Raw genomic sequence first — 17,942 nt, 5'->3', positions numbered from 1 at the left:
CGCGCCTGCTGCACGGTTTTTGCTTAAGTCTGTTTTCAAGTCTTGCTGTTTGATGGAAGGCACTTGCTACGCTCATCTTGATGAGGTCTGAAATGGTTTTCGAACCCAGAAGCAGTCGTTCCTTACTCCAGAGAAGAAGCAGTGTCAGTAACGCCATCCAGGCCGGCCTCGATGGTATTGCCGTCACCGGTATTGCCTGGTACCTGATCTACGACCAGTTCGGCTATATCACATCCGATTACGTGATCATGCTGCTGCTGCTGATTGGCGCACTGGCAGTCATTTATGATCATTACGCGATCTACCGCACCAACGTCGGGCTTTCGATCAAGGCGTTCCGCCTGTTCAAGGCCTGGTCGGCAACGTTTTGCTTCCTGGTCGTCATGGCGTTCCTGACCAAACAGAGCGAAACCTATTCACGGCTATTGGTGGTGCAACTGTTCGTCATTGGTTATGTCGCCCAGTTATTCTTGCATTTTGCCGTGCGCGAACTGCAAAAGCGCTTTAGCGCGCATGCGCGCCTGGACAATGCCCTGATCATCGGCAACGGTGACCTGGCCAACTTCCTGTATCAGAAAATCAGCAACAACCCGTGGTTTGGCGAGCGGGTGCTGGGTTGCGTGCTGCTCGACAAAGGCGATGGGCAGGGGCTGGAGAGTGCCGAGGGCAAGCAGCGCCTGCCGGTGCTGGGGCATATTGGCGACCTCGACGAGCTGGTGGCCCAACACGGCATTCGTACGGTGTATCTGGTGACGCCACTGGGTGGCTCCGAGGTCATCAACGACGTGTATTTCAAGTTGCTCGACAAGTGCATTGCGGTGAACTGGGTGCCGGATATCTTCTCGTTGCGCCTGATCAACCACAGCGTGCGGGAAATTGCCGGCATTCCGGTGCTGACCTTGTCGGAGACACCCTTGACGGGCATGAGCCTGTTCTTGAAAAACCTTGAAGACCGGGTGCTGGCCGCGTTGATTTTGCTGTTTGCATCCCCCGTATTGCTGGCTGTTGCGCTGGCCATCAAGATCGACAGCCGCGGGCCGGTGTTCTTCCGCCAGGAACGTACCGGCTGGACAGGAGAATCGTTCCGCATCTGGAAGTTTCGCAGCATGCATGTTCACCAACCGGAAGCAGGTGTGGTCCAGCAGGCGCAGAAGAACGACCCACGGTTGACCCGGGTCGGCGCCTTTATCCGGCGTACAAGCCTTGATGAACTGCCACAACTGTTCAATGTGCTGACCGGGGAAATGTCCCTGGTAGGGCCGCGGCCGCATGCCCTGCAACATGACACCTTGTATTCGCAGGATATCGTTGACTACTTTGCCCGCCACAATATCAAGCCAGGCATGACAGGTTTGGCGCAGGTGCGCGGCTTCAGGGGGGAGACCAAGGATATCGAGCAAATGATCCAGCGGGTCGACTCGGACATCGAGTACATCAACAACTGGTCGTTGTGGCTGGACTTCGTGATCCTGGTGCGCACGCTTAATGCCTTCACCGGTAAGCAGGCTTATTGAGCGCAGCGCTCCTGCTCAAGCGCACCCAAGTGGCTATTCCTTGTTCAACGGATGCAACGCCCTGAACCCCCGCGCTTCTTCCACCAGCCAGTCATGCACCGCCCGCGCACCTGGCTGGTTCAAGCCGCCTGGCGGGTAATGCACCACATAACGCTTGTGGTTGGCGATCGGTACACCAAACGGCACGATCAGTGCCCCGCGTTCCAGTTCATCATTGAGCAGCGTGCGGCGGGCAATCGCCACGCCGATACCGGCAATCGCCGCCTCGATGGTCAGGTGGTTGCGGTTGAAGGTGTGCCCGCGCCGCACATCCAGGCCGGCGGCGCCGATGCCTTCCAGGTAGAACTCCCACTCGGCATATTCCGAACTGCCACGCCAGGCGGTGATGTCATGCAGCAGCGGGTAGTGCGCCAGGTCAGCGGGGCCATGCAGCGGCGGGCGCCCGCGCAGCAGGGCAGGTGAGCACACCGGGAAGATTTGCTCGTCCAGCAGTGGCGTCGAAAGCATGCCTGGGTAGCTACCATCGTTCAGGTCGATGGCCAAATCGAAATCACCCGGGGTCAGCGCCTGGGCACTGTCTTCGGCGACCAGGCGCAGTTCGATATCCGGGTAGCGCTGTTGAAAACGCGGCAAGCGCGGCGTGAGCCATTTGGCCAGGAACGAGGGGATCGAACGCACACGCAAGGTGCCGCGGATTTCCCCCGCGTCCAGCCGCAGCAGCTCGGCTTCGATACTGCCGTAGGCCTCGGCCACCGTCTGGGCCAGGCGTTGCCCCTCGGCGCTCAGCTCCACGCCGCGCGCCCGGCGCAGGAACAGCCGGTAGCCCAGGCGCTCTTCCAGTTGGCGCATCTGCTGGCTGACCGCGCCCGGGGTGATGTGCAGCTCTTCGGCACAGCGGGTGAAGGACAAGTGCCGGGCTGCGCAGGCAAATACATGCAGCCAGACGAACATCTGACCATTGAGTTGTCGTCGCATCGTTTAGTACCACTAAAGGCTTGCTTAGGAAGTTTCGTTGGTCATCCGTGAGCCAGCGCGGCAGTATCGCGCAAAATCGCAATAACGCTCAATTTCTTCAGACAACCCTACCCTGGATGCATATCAGGGCAGGGTCAGGCATTAGCATGGCTATCAGTGTTTTCGACCTTTTCAAAATTGGCATCGGGCCGTCCAGTTCCCATACCGTCGGCCCGATGCGCGCGGCGGCTACCTTTGCCCAGGCCTTGCGTGAGCAGGGGCTGCTGGCCCAGGTAACGCGCGTGCAAGTGCGGCTGTATGGCTCGCTGTCGGCCACCGGGGTTGGCCATGCCACCGACCGCGCGTGCCTGCTAGGCTTGATGGGCCAGTGGCCGGACCGTATCGACCCGTCCACGATCGAATCGCGCATCGGCCAGGTCCTGCAAGAGCACTGCCTGATGCTCGACGGTAGCCATCCGCTGGCCTTCGACTACGGCCGTGACATGCTGCTGCTCGACGAGAGCCTGCCTTATCACCCCAATGCCATGAGCCTGGAAGCCATGGACGGGCAGCGCAGCCTGTTGAGCCAGACCTATTTTTCGGTGGGCGGCGGCTTCATCGTCGAGCAAGCCGAGATCGATGCGCCGGCAAGCGAAACGAATGCCGTGATGTTGCCTTATGAGTTCGACAGTGGTGCCCAACTGCTGGCGTTGTGCAAGGCCCACAACCTGAGCGTGGCGCAACTGATGATGGCCAACGAATGCGCCTGGCGCCCGGAGGCCGAGGTGCGCGAAGGCTTGTTGCGCATCTGGGCGGCCATGCGCGAGTGCGTGGCGAACGGCCTGCGCAACGAGGGCATCCTGCCGGGCGGCTTGCACGTCAAGCGCCGCGCCGCGCGGTTGCATCGCAGCCTGCAGGAGCTGGGCAAGCCCAACGTGATCGGCTCGACCCTTGGTGCCATGGAGTGGGTCAACCTGTTCGCCTTGGCGGTCAATGAAGAAAATGCTGCCGGTGGGCGTATGGTAACCGCGCCCACCAACGGGGCAGCCGGCATTATCCCGGCGGTGTTGCACTACTACATGAAGTTCAACCCCAATGCCTGCGATGCTGATGTGGTGGACTTCCTGCTTGGCGCAGCGGCGGTTGGCATCCTTTGCAAAAAGAACGCCTCGATTTCCGGTGCCGAGGTGGGTTGTCAGGGGGAGGTGGGCTCAGCCTGTTCGATGGCTGCTGCCGGCCTGGCGCAGGTACTGGGTGCTACGCCGCCCCAGCTTGAAAACGCCGCCGAAATTGCCCTGGAGCACAATCTTGGGCTGACCTGCGACCCGGTGGGCGGCCTGGTGCAGGTGCCGTGCATCGAGCGCAATGCGATTGCTGCGGTCAAGGCGATCAACGCTGTGCAGATGGCACTGCGGGGTGATGGCGAGCACTTCATCTCGCTCGACCGGGTGATCCGCACCATGCGTGATACTGGCGCGGACATGCATGCCAATTACAAGGAAACCTCGCGCGGCGGTTTGGCAGTTGCTTTTGTCGAGTGCTGATATTTAACGCGGTCAACTGGAGCGGCCTTGTGTCTCGATGGGCCGCTCCTTAACCAGGTTGCGCTGACCTGTTGGGTCAGCGCTGACTCAGCGGCCTTTCTGCTTCGCTGCCAGGAAGCTCGCACGCATGTCCTTGGCCCAACCATCGAGCACCGGCTTGACGTCATTCAAGGTCAGCTTCTGGGTATCGTTCTCCAGCTCCTGGCCCGCGCCCTTGCGGACCACCTGGGCCAGTACCTTCTGGCTGGCACCGTCCAGGAACGCTGCCTCCACACCGACATCCACGTCCTGGTCACGGCCACCCATGGCGGTATTCACTCCCGCCGCGATAAGCGCGATAGGGATCACCTCGTAAGGCCTGAGGCCCTCGTTACTGGTGGACACTGCCGTGATCGCCGGGCGCACCACGATCACGCCCGGGCCAGGCCCCTTGGCCAAAGGCATCACGCTGCCCATTTCGCGGCGCAGGGCCTCGTTGAAGTAGCGGGTGATTTCCTGCAGCGTCTGCTGCGAGATAACAGCTGTGGGCTGCGGCTTGGGGTAGAACTGGCTTGGCTCGACGAACACCTGGCTGTATTGATTGATATTGACCTTGGGGTCGATCCAGCGCATCACCGGGTCACCCGACGGGCTCTTGGCCTCTTGCAGCCGGCTGTAGTCTTTGAGGAAGCCGGAGTAATCCTTGGGGTCCACGCGGTTGCTGGAGCAGGCGGCCACGGCAAGCAGCGCGGCGCACAACAGGGTAATGCGAGGCAATGATTTCATGATGAAAAGGCATCCATGAGAGGTCGGCCTCAACAACGCTAGCAGGTGCGAGGCAGTTGGCCAGTGGACGGGGCAATCCTCTTTGAAAAGAACACAGTGCGTGGCTCGCCCTGAGGGGCGCTGCAAACGTTGCTGCCCACTCAACCCAGGGCCTCACGCAAGCGGTACCACAACATGCCCAGTGCCAGCAGGGGGGAGCGCAGGGCCTTGCCGCCGGGGAAGGTCAGGTGCGGCACGGCGCTGAACACATCCAGGCCGCGGCTGTGGCCGAGGGCGATGCTTTCGGCCAGCAGTTTCGCCGTCCAGTGCGTCACGTTCAGCCCGTGGCCGGAATAGCCCTGGGCGTAATACACGTTAGGGTGCTGGTTCAGGCGCCCGACCTGGGGGAAACGGTTGGCGGTGATACCGATCATGCCACCCCACTGGTAGTCGATGCGCACGTTGGCCAGTTGCGGGAACACCTTCAATACCTTCGGCCGCATGTACGCGCCGATGTCTTTAGGGTCGCGCCCGGAATAGTGGCAGGCGCCGCCGAACAGCAGGCGGCGGTCTGCGGTAAGGCGGTAGTAGTCCAGGCCGACCTTCTGGTCGCATAGCGCCATGTTCTGCGGGATCAGGCTGCTGGCCAGTGCTTCGGGCAAGGGTTCGGTGGCCACCACATAGCTGCCGGCCGGGAGCACCTTGCCGCTCAGGCGCGGTTCCAGTTCATCCAGGTGAGCGTTGCAGCCCAGCACCAGGCTGCTTGCGCGCACCTTGCCGCGCGCCGTGTGCAGCGTCAACCTGGGCCCGTGCTCAATGCGCAGCACCGGGCTTTGCTCGAAAATGCGCACGCCCAGGCTGTGGGCCGCGCGGGCTTCGCCCTGCACCAGATCAAGTGGGTGCAGGTGTCCCGAGCCCATGTCGACCAGGCCGCCAGCGTACTGGTCGCTGGCGACGATTTCGTTCAACTGCCCGGCGCTGACCAGGCGTGTCTCATGGCGATAGCCCAGGGCGGCCAGGTCGTCCTGTTCCTCCTTGAAGGCGGCGAACTGCGCCGTGGTGTTGGCCAGTTCGCAGAAGCCCCAGCGCAGATCGCAGGCAATGCCGTAGCGGGCGATGCGCTCGGCCACCAGTTCCACTGAGTCGATGCCGGCCTGCTTCAGGTAGCGCACACCGTCCTGGCCGACATGCCGGGCAAAGCCGCTGACATCATGGCCGATACCGCGAATCAGCTGGCCGCCATTGCGCCCACTGGCGCCCCAGCCGATGCGTCGGGCTTCCAGCAGTACCACCGAGAGGCCGCGCTCGGCCAGCTCCAGGGCGGTATTGACCCCGGTCAGGCCGCCGCCGATCACGCATACGTCGGCCGTCAGTTCGCTGTCCAGGCTGGGGTAGGGTGCCGCGTCGCGCGCTGTGGCGGCGTAGTACGAGGCAGTGTGTTGGGTATTGAAAGACATGAGCGTTCTCGACTCAGCGGTTGGACTTGATCTTGCTCCAGGAGCGGGTCATGACGCGCATGATTTTCGGGCTCGGGGTGCTGGAGATGTACAGCTTGTCCAGCACCTCCTGGGGTGGGTAGATCTCGGGGTTGTTCACCAGCGATGCATCCATGTAGGCCTTGGCGTCCGGGTTGGCGTTGGCATAGCCGACCGTGGCGCTGACCTTGGCGATCACTTTGGGGTCGAGCAGGTAGTTGATGAACGCCAGGGCCTGCTCGGGGTTGTTGGCGTCCTTGGGGATGGCCAGCAGGTCGAACCACAGGTTGCTGCCTTCCTTGGGAATGCTGTAGGCGACCTTCACGCCGTTTTTCGCCTCTACGGCGCGGTTGGCAGCCTGGAACACGTCGCCGGAGTAGCCGAACGCGATGCAGACATCACCGTTCGCCAGGTCAGAGACGTACTTGGAGGAGTGGAAGTAGGTGATGTAGGGGCGCAGTTCGAGCAGGCGGGCCTCGGCCTTGGCGTAGTCGCCCGGTTTTTCGCTGCGCGGGTCCATGCCCAGGTAGTTGAGCACGGCCGGGAACAGCTCGTCGGGCGAGTCCATGAATGCCACGCCGCACTGCTTGAGCTTTTTCAGGTTTTCGGGCTCGAACAGCACTGCCCACGAGTCGATATGGTCCACACCCAGTGCCGCCTTGACCTTGTCGACGTTGTAGCCGATGCCATTGGTGCCCCACAGGTAAGGCACGGCGTACTGGTTGCCGGGGTCGTTCTGTTCAAGTTGCTTGAGCAGTTTGGGGTCCAGGTGTTGCCAGTTCGGCAGCTTGCTGCGGTCCAGCGGCAGGAAGGCGCCGGCCTGGGCCTGGCGGGCGAGGAAGTGGTTGGACGGTACCACCACGTCATAACCCGTACGCCCGGCCAACAGCTTGCCTTCAAGGGTTTCGTTGGAGTCGAACACGTCATAGACCACCTTGATTCCGCTGCTGGCCTGGAAGTCGGCCAGGGTGGTGTCACCGATGTAGTCGGTCCAGTTGTACACACTGACCGTGGGCGCGGCCTGGGTGGTGGTGGCGAACAGCAGGGTGAATGCAGCGGGGATCAGGGCTTGCAGATGACGCATGGGAACACCTCGTTGGTCTTGTTCTTCGAGTTCGGAGCAGGCTTGCCTGTGCATGGGGTGCAAAGCACCCCCGCGGTGGATCAGACACTCAGCATCAGGAATTCACGCTCCCACGAGCTGATGACGCGCTTGTAGTTCTCGTGCTCGGCGCGCTTGACCGCCACGTAGCCCTGGACGAACTGCTTGCCCAGGTACTGCTGCACGGTTTCGCAGTCTTCCATGTGCTGCAGCGCATCTTCGATGGTGATCGGCAGGCGCAGGTTGCGGCGTTCATAGGCGCGGCCCTGCACCGGTGCGCTAGGGTCGATCTGCTCGACCATGCCCAGGTAGCCGCACAGCAGGCTGGCAGCGATGGCCAGGTACGGGTTGGCATCGGCGCCCGGCAGGCGGTTTTCCACCCGCATCGCCTCAGGGCTGGAGGTGGGCACGCGCAGGCCGGCCGTGCGGTTTTCTTCGCCCCACTCGACGTTGACCGGTGCCGAGGTATCCGGCAGGAAGCGGCGGAACGAGTTGACGTTGGGCGCAAACATCGGCAGCAGCTTGGGGATGTACTTCTGCAAGCCGCCGATGTGATGCAAAAACAGCTGGCTCATGCTGCCGTCTTCGTTGGCAAAGATCGGTTTGCCAGTGGCGATGTCGACCACGCTCTGGTGCAGGTGCATGGCACTGCCGGGTTCATCGGTGATCGGCTTGGCCATGAACGTGGCGGCCACGTTGTGCTTGAGCGCGGCCTCGCGCATGGTGCGCTTGAACACGGTGATCTGGTCGGCCAGGTCCAGCGCGTCGCCGTGGCGGAAGTTGATCTCCATCTGCGCCGGGCCGTCTTCGTGGATCAGCGTATCCAGGTCCAGGCCCTGGATCTCGCACCAGTCGTAGACGTCTTCGAACAGTGGGTCGAATTCGTTGGCGGCGTCGATCGAGAACGACTGACGGCCACTTTCAGCACGGCCTGAACGCCCCAGTGGCACCTGCAGTGGCAAGTCCGGGTCTTCGCAGCGCTTGGTCAGGTAGAACTCCATCTCGGGTGCGACGATTGGCTGCCAGCCCTTGTCGGCGTACAGCTTGAGCACCTTCTTCAGCACGTTGCGTGGCGAAAGCTCGATAGGGTTGCCTTGCTTGTCGAAGGTGTCGTGGATCACGATCGCGGTTGGCTCGATCGCCCACGGGATCTGGTAAACGGCAGTGGGGTCAGGGCGGCAGACCATGTCGATGTCGGCGGCGTCGAGCAGGTTGTAATAGATGTCATCGTCGACGTAGTCGCCGGTGACCGTCTGCAGCAGCACGCTTTCTGGCAGGCGCATGCCTCGCTCATGGAGGAACTTGGCGGTAGGCGCAATCTTGCCGCGGGCGATGCCGGTCAAGTCGCTGATCACGCATTCGACTTCGGTGATCCGGTGTTCTTTCAGCCAGGTGGACAGCTGATCGAAGGGGGCGTTCATACAGACCTCTTGGTTGGGTTTTAGTGGGGGAGCGTGGGCGCTTGCGAAAACCGTTGAACAGTTGCGAAGGCGTTACGCTTCCCAGGTGACGCGCTGGAGACTATCTTGGGCGCAGCCCCCCCGGGGCGATCTATCCACTTTCTTCAGTATCGAATGCACCAAAAGAGTGCATACAGGACGATGTGTGACAACCGCCAATGCGTTGAAGGTCCAGGCTTTCCACACCACTGACGTCACCGAGCAAGTGCGCGCCACCCCTGGCTGGCAGCAGCAGTACCGGCAGATGTCGCCCGGGTACTTCAGCGGTGAGCTGCGGTGTCTGGGGCTGGAGGGTGTGGAGGTGTACGAAGAGCGCCTGAACACCCGGGTGGAGCAGTTTTTCCGCGCGCCAAGCGGCTCGCTGGCGTTTTGCTTCGACCGCAGCGAGAACAGCCTGTACCTGCTGAACGAACAAAGCCGCAATATCTGGATCACGCCGGAGAACTACCAGGAGGTGGCGGTCGTGTTCGACCAGGCCTTCCTGGCCCGCCATGGGCTGGACCCGCAGCGCCTGGAAGGGTTGTTCATGGTGCCACTGGGCAGCGGCCAGAATGCGCTGTTCGGCAGCTGGCTCAGCGCCACCTTGACCCGGTTGGGCGAGGAGGGTTGCCCGTTGCAAGGGCAGGCCCTGGCTGAGCAGCTGCTGGAGGACTGCCTGTTCATTCTCGACAACGCCAGCCAGCGTTTACAGGGCGTGGCCCTGGGGCGGCGGGACGAGGAAAGGGCGATCATGCACCGGGTCAGCGAATGGGCGGCCGACTGCCCGGAAGAGACGCTGAACCTGCTTGAGCTGGCAGACGTGGCTGGGGTTTCCCTGCGCCAGTTGCAGCAGGCGTTCAAGGCGTTTACCGGCATGCCGCCGGCGCACTGGCTGCGCCTGCGCCGGCTCAACGGTGCGCGGCGTGATCTGTTGCGCGGTGGCGGCGTGACCGTGGCCGAGGTGGCGATGCGCTGGTCGTTCTGGCATTTAGGAAGGTTTTCAGAGAGTTACCGGCAGTTGTTCAAGGAGTTTCCCAGTGAAACATTGAAGCGCTGCAGGGTTTGAGGTGGAGGCGGGGCTGCCGGCCTCTTCGCGGGCTCGCCCGCTCCCACAGCACCAGCATGGTTTCGTGAATCGCACGTTGCCTGGGGCGCGGGCAAGTCCGCGAAGCGGCCAGCCCAGGCAACACTGAACCCAGCATTCCACGCCAAAAGTTGCTATCGTGCCGCCCTGATTTCACCCGAGGTGCCGATGTTCTACCTGCCTTTGCCCAGCGACCAGGCCGACCGCCTCGCCAGCGCGGCCGTTACCGAGTTCTTCACCACCGCCAGTGTTGTCGATGCTGCTACCGTGCTGTTCGTGCAAAACCTGCCACGCCAGCCTGCCACCGCCTCGGCCGACGCGCAGGAGCGTCGTTTCGCCGAAATCGTGCGCATCGCCAACGAAGTCGAAGGTGTCGCCCCTGGGCGCTTCCAGGCCCAGGTAGCGCAGCAATTCGATCGCGAAGCGTTCGCCATGGGCCTGGGCATGCTGGGCGAAAATGGCATTGCACTGCTGTCGGCCGAAGTGCAGTACCAGGCGGACGAATGGCTGGATGACGAAGGCCAGTGGAACTTCCAGTTCGCCGACCGCTACCGCCAACGGGCCACGCCGCTGCACCCGGTGTACCTGCCGTCGCTGGCCAGTGATTTGATGCTCAGCGACCAGCAGAACCGCCTGCTGCGCGAATTCCTCAGTGGCATCGACGAGTCTGTGGCTGTGCAAGGTTTCGCCGGCACCGGCAAGACCTTCCTGATTCACCAGTTCGCCCGGCTGCTGGAGCCACAGCGCACCTTGCTGCTGGCCTTGACTGAAGGCCAGTTGCGCGCGCTGCAGGCGCGGGTCAAGGACGCTGCCGCCTATACCGCGCTGACCTTCGGCCAACTGGCTGACGAGCTGCTCAACCGTGACCTCACCAGCAACGGCTGGCGATTGCGCGATCCGTACCGCACCAAGCTGTCCTGGCGCCCCCAGGAAGCGCAAGTGGTGCGCTGGCTGGCCATCCCTGATATCGGCCCGCTCGCAGCGCGTGACGTGGTTGCCTTGTGCATCCGCGCCGTGCGCACGTTCTGCCACAGTGCCGATACCCAGCTTCAGCTGCACCACTTGCCCTGGGCCGGGCCTGGCACCTCGCCGTTGGATCAGGAGGTGCTGCTGGAAAAGGCACGCCTGTACTGGCAAGAGCTGATTCGCCCGTCGGCGCGGGACATTCAGCTGCCGGTGCGTGACTACCACCGGGTCAAGCTGCTGTCGCTGACCGAGCATGTCATCGACAGCCGTTATACCCATGTCATCGTCGACGAAGCCCACGAGCTGTCGGCACCGATGCTGGCGGTACTCGATCGCAGTCCGCAGTCGATCATTACCCTGGGTGACGAACTGCAAAACCTCAACGGCCTCAGCCCGCACCATGGCAGCTTCATCCGGCAACGCTGCATCGACCATTCACTGCGCGCCGGGCCGGCAATGGACAATGTGCTCAACCCGCTGATCCAGGCGCACCCGGCCACGATCCAGGCGGCCTTCAGTGGCAACGCCGAGCACTACACCCGGGTCAGTTTCTTCGATACGGTGATGGTGCCGGAACAGCCCACGGCGCTTATCGTCGATGATGAATGGGGCCTGTTTGGCTGGTTCCAGCGCCTGACGCATCAGGGGGTACCGTTCTTGTTGCTGAAAAGCGCTCGCAAGGACTTTGAGCTGTTCGTCGAGGACTGCATCGAGCTGTACCGCTACGGCACCCGGCCGCGCCACCCGATGCTGTTCCGCTATGCCAGCTGGCAGGCGCTGGAACAGGACAAGGGCGATGACAAAGCGTTCGTCGCCGTGGCCAACATGCTGCGCAAAGGCTACACGCCGGAGCACTTTGCCAAGGCCAAGAGCCGCTACCGCTGGGACAAGGCGCCGAAGCTGTTCCTGGGGCGAGTACGTGATGTGAAGAACATGGAGTTTGCCCGGGTGATGGTGTCGCCGGAGCTGATGGTGGCGCCACAGGTGGCGGGTAACCGCAATGAGCGGGCGCGTATGCTGGCGGGGTTATATACCGCCTGTTCGCGGGCGCGGCATGAACTGATCGTGCCGGGGGGGATGCTGGACTGGGTCAAGGACCAGGTTCGGGATTGACGCAGCTGGGGCTGCAAAGCAGCCCCAGGGTCATGAATCAGTTACGGTCCAGCCACACGGTCTGGGCATTGGTGAACTCGCGCACACCAAAGTGCGACAGCTCACGGCCGAAACCACTCTTCTTCACGCCACCAAACGCCACGCGGGGATCGGAAGCGCAGTAGCCGTTGATGAACACGCCACCGGTGTCCAGCGCGGCGGTCATGCGTTCGGCCAGCGCGTAGTCGGCTGTGTAGATGGTCGAGGCCAGGCCAAACTCGCTGTCGTTGGCCAGTTCCACGGCATGGTCGGCATCGCGTGCAGTGATGATCGCCGCTACCGGGCCGAACAGCTCCTGCTTGAACGCGGTCATGTCCGGGGTGACATTGGCGAACACGGTCGGTGCGTAGAAGTTGGCCACGCCTTCGACCTTGTTGCCGCCCAGCAGCAACGTGGCGCCTTCGGCCAACGTCGCCTGAACCTGGCCATCCAACTCGTCGCGCAGGTCATAGCGGGCCATCGGGCCGATATAGGTGTCGTCCTCCAGCGGGTTTCCGACTTTCAGCTGGCGAGTGGCTTCAACGAACTTGTGGGTGAACGCGTCGACGATGCTGGCTTCCACGATCAGGCGCTTGGCGGCGGCGCACACTTGGCCGGTGTTCTGGTAGCGGCCTATCACCGCGGCCTGGACGGCAGCATCCAGGTCGGCATCGGCCAGCACGATGAAGGGATCGGAGCCACCCAGCTCCAACACGCACTTCTTCAGCGCGGCACCGGCCTGTGCACCAATCGCCATGCCGGCACGCACGCTGCCGGTCAGGGTCACGGCGGCGATGCGCGGATCGTTGATGGCGCGGGTGACGCCATCCGGGGTCACGTTCAACACTTCGAACACGCCTTCCGGCAGGCCGGCATCCTTGAACAGCTCACCCATCAGGTAGGCGCTGCCCATTACGTTCGGTGCGTGCTTGAGCACGTAGGTGTTACCCGCCAGAATCGCCGGCACGGCGCCGCGCAGCACCTGCCAGACCGGGAAGTTCCACGGCATCACGGCCAGGATCGGGCCCAGCGGGCGGTATTCGATACGGGCTTTTTCGACCTGGGTCGGCTCGGCGGCGAGCATGGCCGGGCCGTGCTCGGCGTACCAGCGGCACAGGCCCACACACTTGCTGACTTCACCGCGAGCCTGGGCGATCGGCTTGCCAATTTCGCGGCTGATCATGTGCGCGAAAGCTTCAGCCTTGGCTTCGAGGGTGCCGGCCAGGGCCAGCAGGTACTCGCTGCGCTGACCCAGCGACACCTGGCGCCACTGGCGGTAGCCAACCTTGGCACGTTGCAGCGCCGCTTCCAGTGCGGCGTCGGTGTCGAACGGGTAGGCGCCAATCTGCTCGCCGCTGTACGGGTCGAGGGAGATGGCGTGGGTCAGGCTGCTGATCGCGCTCATGGCGGGACACTCTCGTTGTTGTTAATCAATGAGGCCAGACTAGTGGGCTATGGCTTTAATGAAAACTGAATAATAATGAGCGAAACATTCACGTTTGGAGAATGCCTGTGGACCTGGTGCAACTGGAGATCTTCAAGGCCGTGGCAGAGCAGGGCAGCATCAGCGCCGCCGCGCAGCACATCCATCGGGTGCCGTCGAACCTGACCACGCGCATCAAGCAACTGGAGGAGGACCTGGGTGTAGAACTGTTCATTCGGGAAAAGAGCCGCCTGCGCCTGTCGCCTGCGGGTTGGAACTTCCTCGAATACACCCGGCGCATCCTCGACCTGGTCCATGAGGCGCGGCTGACCGTGGCGGGTGAAGACCCGCAGGGCACCTTTGCCCTCGGATCGCTGGAAAGCACGGCGGCGGTGCGCATTCCGGCGTTGCTGGCCGCCTACAACCAACGCTACCCCAAGGTTGACCTTGACCTGTCCACCGGGCCTTCCGGGACCATGCTCGAAGGCGTGTTGTCTGGCCGCCTGGTGGCGGCGTTCGTCGACGGCCCGGTGCTGCACCCGACGCTGGAGGGCATACCGGTGTTCGAGGAAGAGATGATGGTCATTGCGCCGCTCAACCATACACCGGTGACCCGCGCCCAGGACGTGAACGGTGAAAGCATCTACGCCTTCCGCGCCAACTGTTCATACCGCCATCACTTCGAAAACTGGTTCGTGCAGGACCAGGCGGTACCGGGCAAGATTCACGAAATGGAGTCGTACCACGGTATGTTGGCCTGCGTCAGTGCGGGTGCCGGCCTGGCCATGCTGCCGCGCAGCATGCTCGACAATATGCCCGGGTGCAGCACCGTCAGCGCCTGGCCAATGTCGGAGGACTTCCGCTATCTGAAAACCTGGCTGGTCTGGCGACGAGGTACGGTCTCGCGCAGTTTGAGCATGTTCGTGAAGTTGCTTGAAGAAGGCCGCGCAAGCTGATGTTTTCACTAGATAACCTGATTTTCTGAAGTGAATTTCACCGCCATGACCAGGCATCAGCACGAACACCCTTTCGCTGGGAGGATCAGATAATAGGTAAGCCATCCTCGAAAGGAGGGTCGTACCATGCGTAACCATCACTATGCGCTCGGCGCTGCCTTGCTGATCACCCTGGCCCTGCCATGGACCCTGGCCGCCGCTGCCGACCTCAATGCCCCCATCGACATGCAGGCCGTGCAGTTGCAACCGCAGGAGCAGAATGGCGTGCGCTACCTGCAGGGCGGTATCGGCCAGGACGAGGCCAATGCCCTGCGCAAGACCACGGGTTATGACCTGCACGTAGAGCTTTCGACCGGCCCGGAAGGCAAGTTCCAGAGCGGGGCCACCGTCGATATCCAGAATGCCCAGGGCCAGCCCGTACTCAGTGTCAGCGATGCCGGGCCGCTGCTGTATGTGCAATTGTCTCCCGGCAAATACAAGGTCATTGGCAATGCCCAAGGCCAGGCGGTGCAGCAGTGGGCGACCGTCACGGGCAAGGCGCCCACCACCGTTAACCTTAACTGGCGTTGATGAAAAGTCGGGCAGGAGTACGCCTGTACTCCTACCTGGGGTCAGGTCACGCCTCGCGAATTCCTGTGCCCGGCAGGCACATCTTTACCAAGTGATTTAGCCAATAGTGGCAATACACTTCCAACTTTCTGATTATCTGGACAATAATCAGAAAAGTATTACTTCGTATGACCGGTCTGGATGCACCGGTCAGCGCAAAACATCGAGGGGCCCAAGCCCCCGCTTGCCGTGTAGACCATCAGGAGAGTCGTTGATGAAAACCCGTCTAGCAGCTTCGCTGGCCGTAGCAGTGCTGGCCTTTGCCGGGGCCGATCTGGTCCAGGCTGCGCAGATATCTGGCGCCGTGGGCGCCACCGGCCAAGGTGACATGACTTACCGTATCGGCATGTCGTTCGACTGGGACAAAAAATGGCTGGAAAGCAGCACCGGCCATGTGAGCGGTTACTGGGATGCGGCCTACACCTATTGGGAAGGTGGCGATGCCAGTGGTGCGCATTCGCTGTCGTTCAGCCCGGTGTTCACGTATGAGTTCAGCGGCTTTACCTACACGCCTTACATCGAGGCAGGCATTGGCCTGGCAGCGTTTTCAAAGACCGACGTGGGCGACCAACGACTGGGGTCGGCGGTCAACTTTGAAGACCGTATCGGCTTTGGCCTGAAGTTGCCGGGAGAACAGAAGGTAGGCATCCGTGCCATGCACTACTCCAACGCCGGGATAAAGCAGCCAAACGACGGCATAGAGTCGTACTCGCTGTTCTACAGCACAGCGTTCTGAAATTACGGGGCCACTGCGCGGCCCCGGCAATTCAGAAGGTATAGGAAACGCCGGCCTGCACCGTACGCGGTGCGCCGGGGTATACGTAGCTGTTGAACGCGCCCTCGTCATACCCCTTGTTGAACACGTTTTTCACGTCCAGGTTCAACCGCACGTGTTCGTTGACCTTGTAGAACGTCAGCAGGTCAACCACGGTGTACTGGTCCATGTTGTAGGTGACCGCCTCGGTCTGACCATTGCGGTCATCCACATACTTCACCCCAAGTCCTAACCCAACACCTTTGGCAAAACCGTCTTGGAACTCATAAGTGTTGAGCAGGCTGAAGCTGTTGCGCGGGATGTTGGCCAGTCGCGTACCCGTCGGCAGGCGGTTGTCCTTGGTAACTTCGGCATCGACATAGGCGTAGCCACCGATTACCCGCCACTCAGGCGTGATATTGCCGGCGATGTTGATATCCAGCCCGCGGCTGCGCACTTCCCCGGCGGCCAAGCTGTAGTTGGTATTCACCGGGTCGCGCGTCAGGACGTTCTCCTTGACGATATGGTAGATCGCCGCGTCGACACTCAACTGGCGGTCGAGTGACTCCCATTTCACACCCAGCTCGTAAGATTTGCCCTTCTCCGGGTCGAAACCACCGCCACTGGCCGGCGTGCCCGTATTGGGTTTGAACGAACGTGCGGTGTTGGCGTAGACCGCCAGGGTATCGGTCAGGTCGTAGATCAAGCCAAGGCGGGGTGTGACGCCGTTTTCGCCCTTGCTGAAATCGCCGGCATTGTTCAGCTTGTTGTCATAGTCATGCTCGAAACGCTCGAAGCGCACGCCTGCCAATGCCTTCAAACGCTCGGTCAGGGCCACTTGGTCCTGAATGAAGAACGCCCACGTCTGCAGGTTTTCCTTGTCCCAGGTGGTGGTGCGGTTCAGGGCCGGACGCGGCTGGCCCAGTACCGGGTTGTAGATGTCGATCGGGTAGGCTGCCGAGGAACGCTGGATGATCGAGTTGTAGTCGTAGTTTTCGTATTCGACCCCGGTCAACAAGGTATGGCTGAAATTGCCGGTGTCAAAATGCCCGGTCAGGTTCAGCTGCCAGTCGCGGTCGGTCCACTCCAGCTTGCGGTAGTTGAAGTTGCGCTGCAGCGTGCGTCCATCTGCCGGTGCGCCGTCGGCTTCGACAGCGTTGCCCTTGAGTGAGCCATCGAGGAACTGGAACCCGCCAGCCAGCGACCAATTGTCATTGAGCAGGTGCTCGAAACGCAGCTGCGCCATGTTGTTGTCGTTATGCAGCAGGTTGTCGCTGCCTTTCTCCCAGATGTAGGTATCGCGCGAGGCGCTGCCGGTCTGGGTGGGGTAGCGGGTCAGGCCGCGATCGAGGGGGTGGTTGTTGCGCATGAAATCGCCTTCGAAGGTGATCTTCGTGGCGTCATTGACCTGCCAGCTGATGACCGGGGCGACATCGTAGCGTTCGCTTTCGACATCGTCGCGGAAGCTGTCGCCGCCTTCACCCAGTACGTTCAGGCGGTAGGCCAGCGAGCCGTCCTGGCTCAGCGGTCCGGTGGCATCGAGGGTGGCACGGTGCATGCCCTGGTCATCGAACTGGCTGCCAAGGGTGACCTTGGACTCCGGCAACGGCTGCTTGCTGACCACGTTGAACGTACCGCCGGGGTCGCCACGGCCGTACAGGCTGCTGGCCGGGCCACGGATGACCTCCAGGCGCTCGACGGTGTTGGCATCCGGGGCGTTGGGGTAGCCGCGGTTGATCGGAAAGCCGTTGCGATAGAACTCGCCGGTCGTGAAGCCACGCACAGTGAAGGTTGTCAGGCCCTGGCCGCCGAAGTTGTTGGCGCGGCCGACACCACCGGCGTAGTCCAGGCCGTCCTGCAGGCGCGTGGCGCCCGTGTCTACCAGCACATCCTTGGGCACCACGCTGACCGATTGCGGGGTTTCGTGCAGCGCCGTGTCGGTGCGGGTGGCACTGGCCGAGCGGGTGGCCTTGTAGCCATCGACCGGGCCGTCGGCGCGTTCACCGTCGGCAGTACTGGTGATGCTCAGGGCCTGGAGTTCGATCTGGTTAGGGTCGCTGAGCGGTTCAGGCTCGGCAAAGGCCAGCGGGGAGACAGCATGAAGCACACAAAGCGAAACGAACGTGCGGCGCATCGACAGTACGGTCCTTGAATAGGGCGCTGAGGGGCTGGGTCGGGAAACGCCGCGAACATACTACGAATCATTATCAAATGCATTAATTTTGAGTGGCACTGGTGTACCAGATA

The 17,942-nt window shown here is 62.0% G+C and carries 14 protein-coding genes; 7 read left to right on the top strand and 7 right to left on the bottom strand.

Features of this window, described 5'->3' with window-relative positions:
* Positions 1–92 precede the first annotated feature (92 nt).
* Positions 93–1,514 (top strand): undecaprenyl-phosphate glucose phosphotransferase, encoded by a 1,422-nt coding sequence (locus tag PRJ_RS14090; protein ID WP_104887594.1) that lies wholly within the window; start codon positions 93–95, stop codon positions 1,512–1,514.
* A gap of 33 nt (positions 1,515–1,547) precedes the next feature.
* Here the strand turns inward: PRJ_RS14090 and PRJ_RS14085 are convergent, their stop codons facing one another.
* Positions 1,548–2,489, bottom strand: a complete 942-nt coding sequence (locus PRJ_RS14085) for a LysR substrate-binding domain-containing protein (RefSeq protein ID WP_012052371.1) — start codon at positions 2,487–2,489, stop codon at positions 1,548–1,550.
* A 146-nt stretch (positions 2,490–2,635) separates the two neighbouring features.
* Between PRJ_RS14085 and PRJ_RS14080 the strand changes: the two genes are divergently transcribed.
* Positions 2,636–4,012 carry an L-serine ammonia-lyase gene (locus tag PRJ_RS14080; RefSeq protein WP_064492797.1) on the top strand — a complete coding sequence of 459 codons (1,377 nt, stop codon included), beginning with the start codon at positions 2,636–2,638 and terminating at the stop codon, positions 4,010–4,012.
* Between the two features lie 87 nt (positions 4,013–4,099).
* On the opposite strand, the gene PRJ_RS14075 is transcribed toward PRJ_RS14080, so the two are convergent.
* The 4 genes from PRJ_RS14075 to PRJ_RS14060 all read right to left on the bottom strand — a co-directional run bounded on the left by PRJ_RS14075 (position 4,100) and on the right by PRJ_RS14060 (position 8,754).
* Positions 4,100–4,777, bottom strand: coding sequence for a DUF3313 domain-containing protein (locus PRJ_RS14075; protein WP_064492796.1), 678 nt, complete (start codon positions 4,775–4,777; stop codon positions 4,100–4,102).
* A 140-nt stretch (positions 4,778–4,917) separates the two neighbouring features.
* Positions 4,918–6,213, bottom strand: a complete 1,296-nt coding sequence (locus PRJ_RS14070; protein WP_104961742.1) for an FAD-binding oxidoreductase — start codon at positions 6,211–6,213, stop codon at positions 4,918–4,920.
* Positions 6,214–6,226: 13 nt separating this feature from the next.
* Positions 6,227–7,315 (bottom strand): polyamine ABC transporter substrate-binding protein, encoded by a 1,089-nt coding sequence (locus tag PRJ_RS14065; protein ID WP_010954036.1) that lies wholly within the window; start codon positions 7,313–7,315, stop codon positions 6,227–6,229.
* A gap of 80 nt (positions 7,316–7,395) precedes the next feature.
* A complete protein-coding gene (locus tag PRJ_RS14060; protein WP_010954037.1) occupies positions 7,396–8,754 on the bottom strand; it encodes a glutamine synthetase family protein in 1,359 nt (452 codons plus the stop codon).
* A gap of 184 nt (positions 8,755–8,938) precedes the next feature.
* Here PRJ_RS14060 and PRJ_RS14055 point away from each other — a divergent pair, with 184 nt between their 5' ends.
* Entirely contained in the window at positions 8,939–9,838 is a 900-nt protein-coding gene (locus PRJ_RS14055) for a helix-turn-helix domain-containing protein (RefSeq protein ID WP_104961741.1), read from the top strand.
* A gap of 186 nt (positions 9,839–10,024) precedes the next feature.
* Positions 10,025–11,935 carry an AAA family ATPase gene (locus PRJ_RS14050; protein ID WP_104961740.1) on the top strand — a complete coding sequence of 637 codons (1,911 nt, stop codon included), beginning with the start codon at positions 10,025–10,027 and terminating at the stop codon, positions 11,933–11,935.
* A 37-nt stretch (positions 11,936–11,972) separates the two neighbouring features.
* Here PRJ_RS14050 and PRJ_RS14045 read toward each other — a convergent pair whose 3' ends face one another.
* On the bottom strand, positions 11,973–13,358 hold the full coding sequence (locus PRJ_RS14045) for an aldehyde dehydrogenase family protein (RefSeq protein ID WP_104961739.1): 1,386 nt from the start codon (positions 13,356–13,358) through the stop codon (positions 11,973–11,975).
* A 107-nt stretch (positions 13,359–13,465) separates the two neighbouring features.
* On the opposite strand from PRJ_RS14045, the gene PRJ_RS14040 reads away from it, so the two are divergent.
* From PRJ_RS14040 to PRJ_RS14030, 3 genes are all read left to right on the top strand, one after another.
* Positions 13,466–14,332: a LysR family transcriptional regulator gene (locus PRJ_RS14040; protein WP_004374302.1), complete on the top strand. Its 867-nt coding sequence runs from the start codon at positions 13,466–13,468 to the stop codon at positions 14,330–14,332.
* 126 nt (positions 14,333–14,458) lie between these two features.
* Positions 14,459–14,902: a hypothetical protein gene (locus PRJ_RS14035; RefSeq protein WP_104961738.1), complete on the top strand. Its 444-nt coding sequence runs from the start codon at positions 14,459–14,461 to the stop codon at positions 14,900–14,902.
* A 253-nt stretch (positions 14,903–15,155) separates the two neighbouring features.
* Positions 15,156–15,677 (top strand): acyloxyacyl hydrolase, encoded by a 522-nt coding sequence (locus tag PRJ_RS14030; RefSeq protein WP_020193020.1) that lies wholly within the window; start codon positions 15,156–15,158, stop codon positions 15,675–15,677.
* A gap of 31 nt (positions 15,678–15,708) precedes the next feature.
* Here the strand turns inward: PRJ_RS14030 and PRJ_RS14025 are convergent, their stop codons facing one another.
* Positions 15,709–17,829 (bottom strand): TonB-dependent siderophore receptor, encoded by a 2,121-nt coding sequence (locus PRJ_RS14025; protein ID WP_104961737.1) that lies wholly within the window; start codon positions 17,827–17,829, stop codon positions 15,709–15,711.
* Positions 17,830–17,942: the final 113 nt, after the last annotated feature.

It is taken from the genome of Pseudomonas sp. XWY-1 (assembly GCF_002953115.1).
Taxonomy (GTDB): Bacteria; Pseudomonadota; Gammaproteobacteria; order Pseudomonadales; family Pseudomonadaceae; genus Aquipseudomonas; species Aquipseudomonas alloputida.
This window is presented reverse-complemented; position numbering and strand designations above follow the sequence as displayed.

Excerpts from the sequence above, each read along its gene's own strand:
- PRJ_RS14090 (WP_104887594.1), top strand. The coding sequence starts at position 93 with ATGGTTTTCGAACCCAGAAGCAGTCGTTCCTTACTCCAGAGAAGAAGC.
- PRJ_RS14085 (WP_012052371.1), bottom strand. The coding sequence starts at position 2,489 with ATGCGACGACAACTCAATGGTCAGATGTTCGTCTGGCTGCATGTATTT.
- PRJ_RS14080 (WP_064492797.1), top strand. The coding sequence starts at position 2,636 with ATGGCTATCAGTGTTTTCGACCTTTTCAAAATTGGCATCGGGCCGTCC.
- PRJ_RS14075 (WP_064492796.1), bottom strand. The coding sequence starts at position 4,777 with ATGAAATCATTGCCTCGCATTACCCTGTTGTGCGCCGCGCTGCTTGCC.
- PRJ_RS14070 (WP_104961742.1), bottom strand. The coding sequence starts at position 6,213 with ATGTCTTTCAATACCCAACACACTGCCTCGTACTACGCCGCCACAGCG.
- PRJ_RS14065 (WP_010954036.1), bottom strand. The coding sequence starts at position 7,315 with ATGCGTCATCTGCAAGCCCTGATCCCCGCTGCATTCACCCTGCTGTTC.
- PRJ_RS14060 (WP_010954037.1), bottom strand. The coding sequence starts at position 8,754 with ATGAACGCCCCCTTCGATCAGCTGTCCACCTGGCTGAAAGAACACCGG.
- PRJ_RS14050 (WP_104961740.1), top strand. The coding sequence starts at position 10,025 with ATGTTCTACCTGCCTTTGCCCAGCGACCAGGCCGACCGCCTCGCCAGC.
- PRJ_RS14045 (WP_104961739.1), bottom strand. The coding sequence starts at position 13,358 with ATGAGCGCGATCAGCAGCCTGACCCACGCCATCTCCCTCGACCCGTAC.
- PRJ_RS14035 (WP_104961738.1), top strand. The coding sequence starts at position 14,459 with ATGCGTAACCATCACTATGCGCTCGGCGCTGCCTTGCTGATCACCCTG.
- PRJ_RS14030 (WP_020193020.1), top strand. The coding sequence starts at position 15,156 with ATGAAAACCCGTCTAGCAGCTTCGCTGGCCGTAGCAGTGCTGGCCTTT.
- PRJ_RS14025 (WP_104961737.1), bottom strand. The coding sequence starts at position 17,829 with ATGCGCCGCACGTTCGTTTCGCTTTGTGTGCTTCATGCTGTCTCCCCG.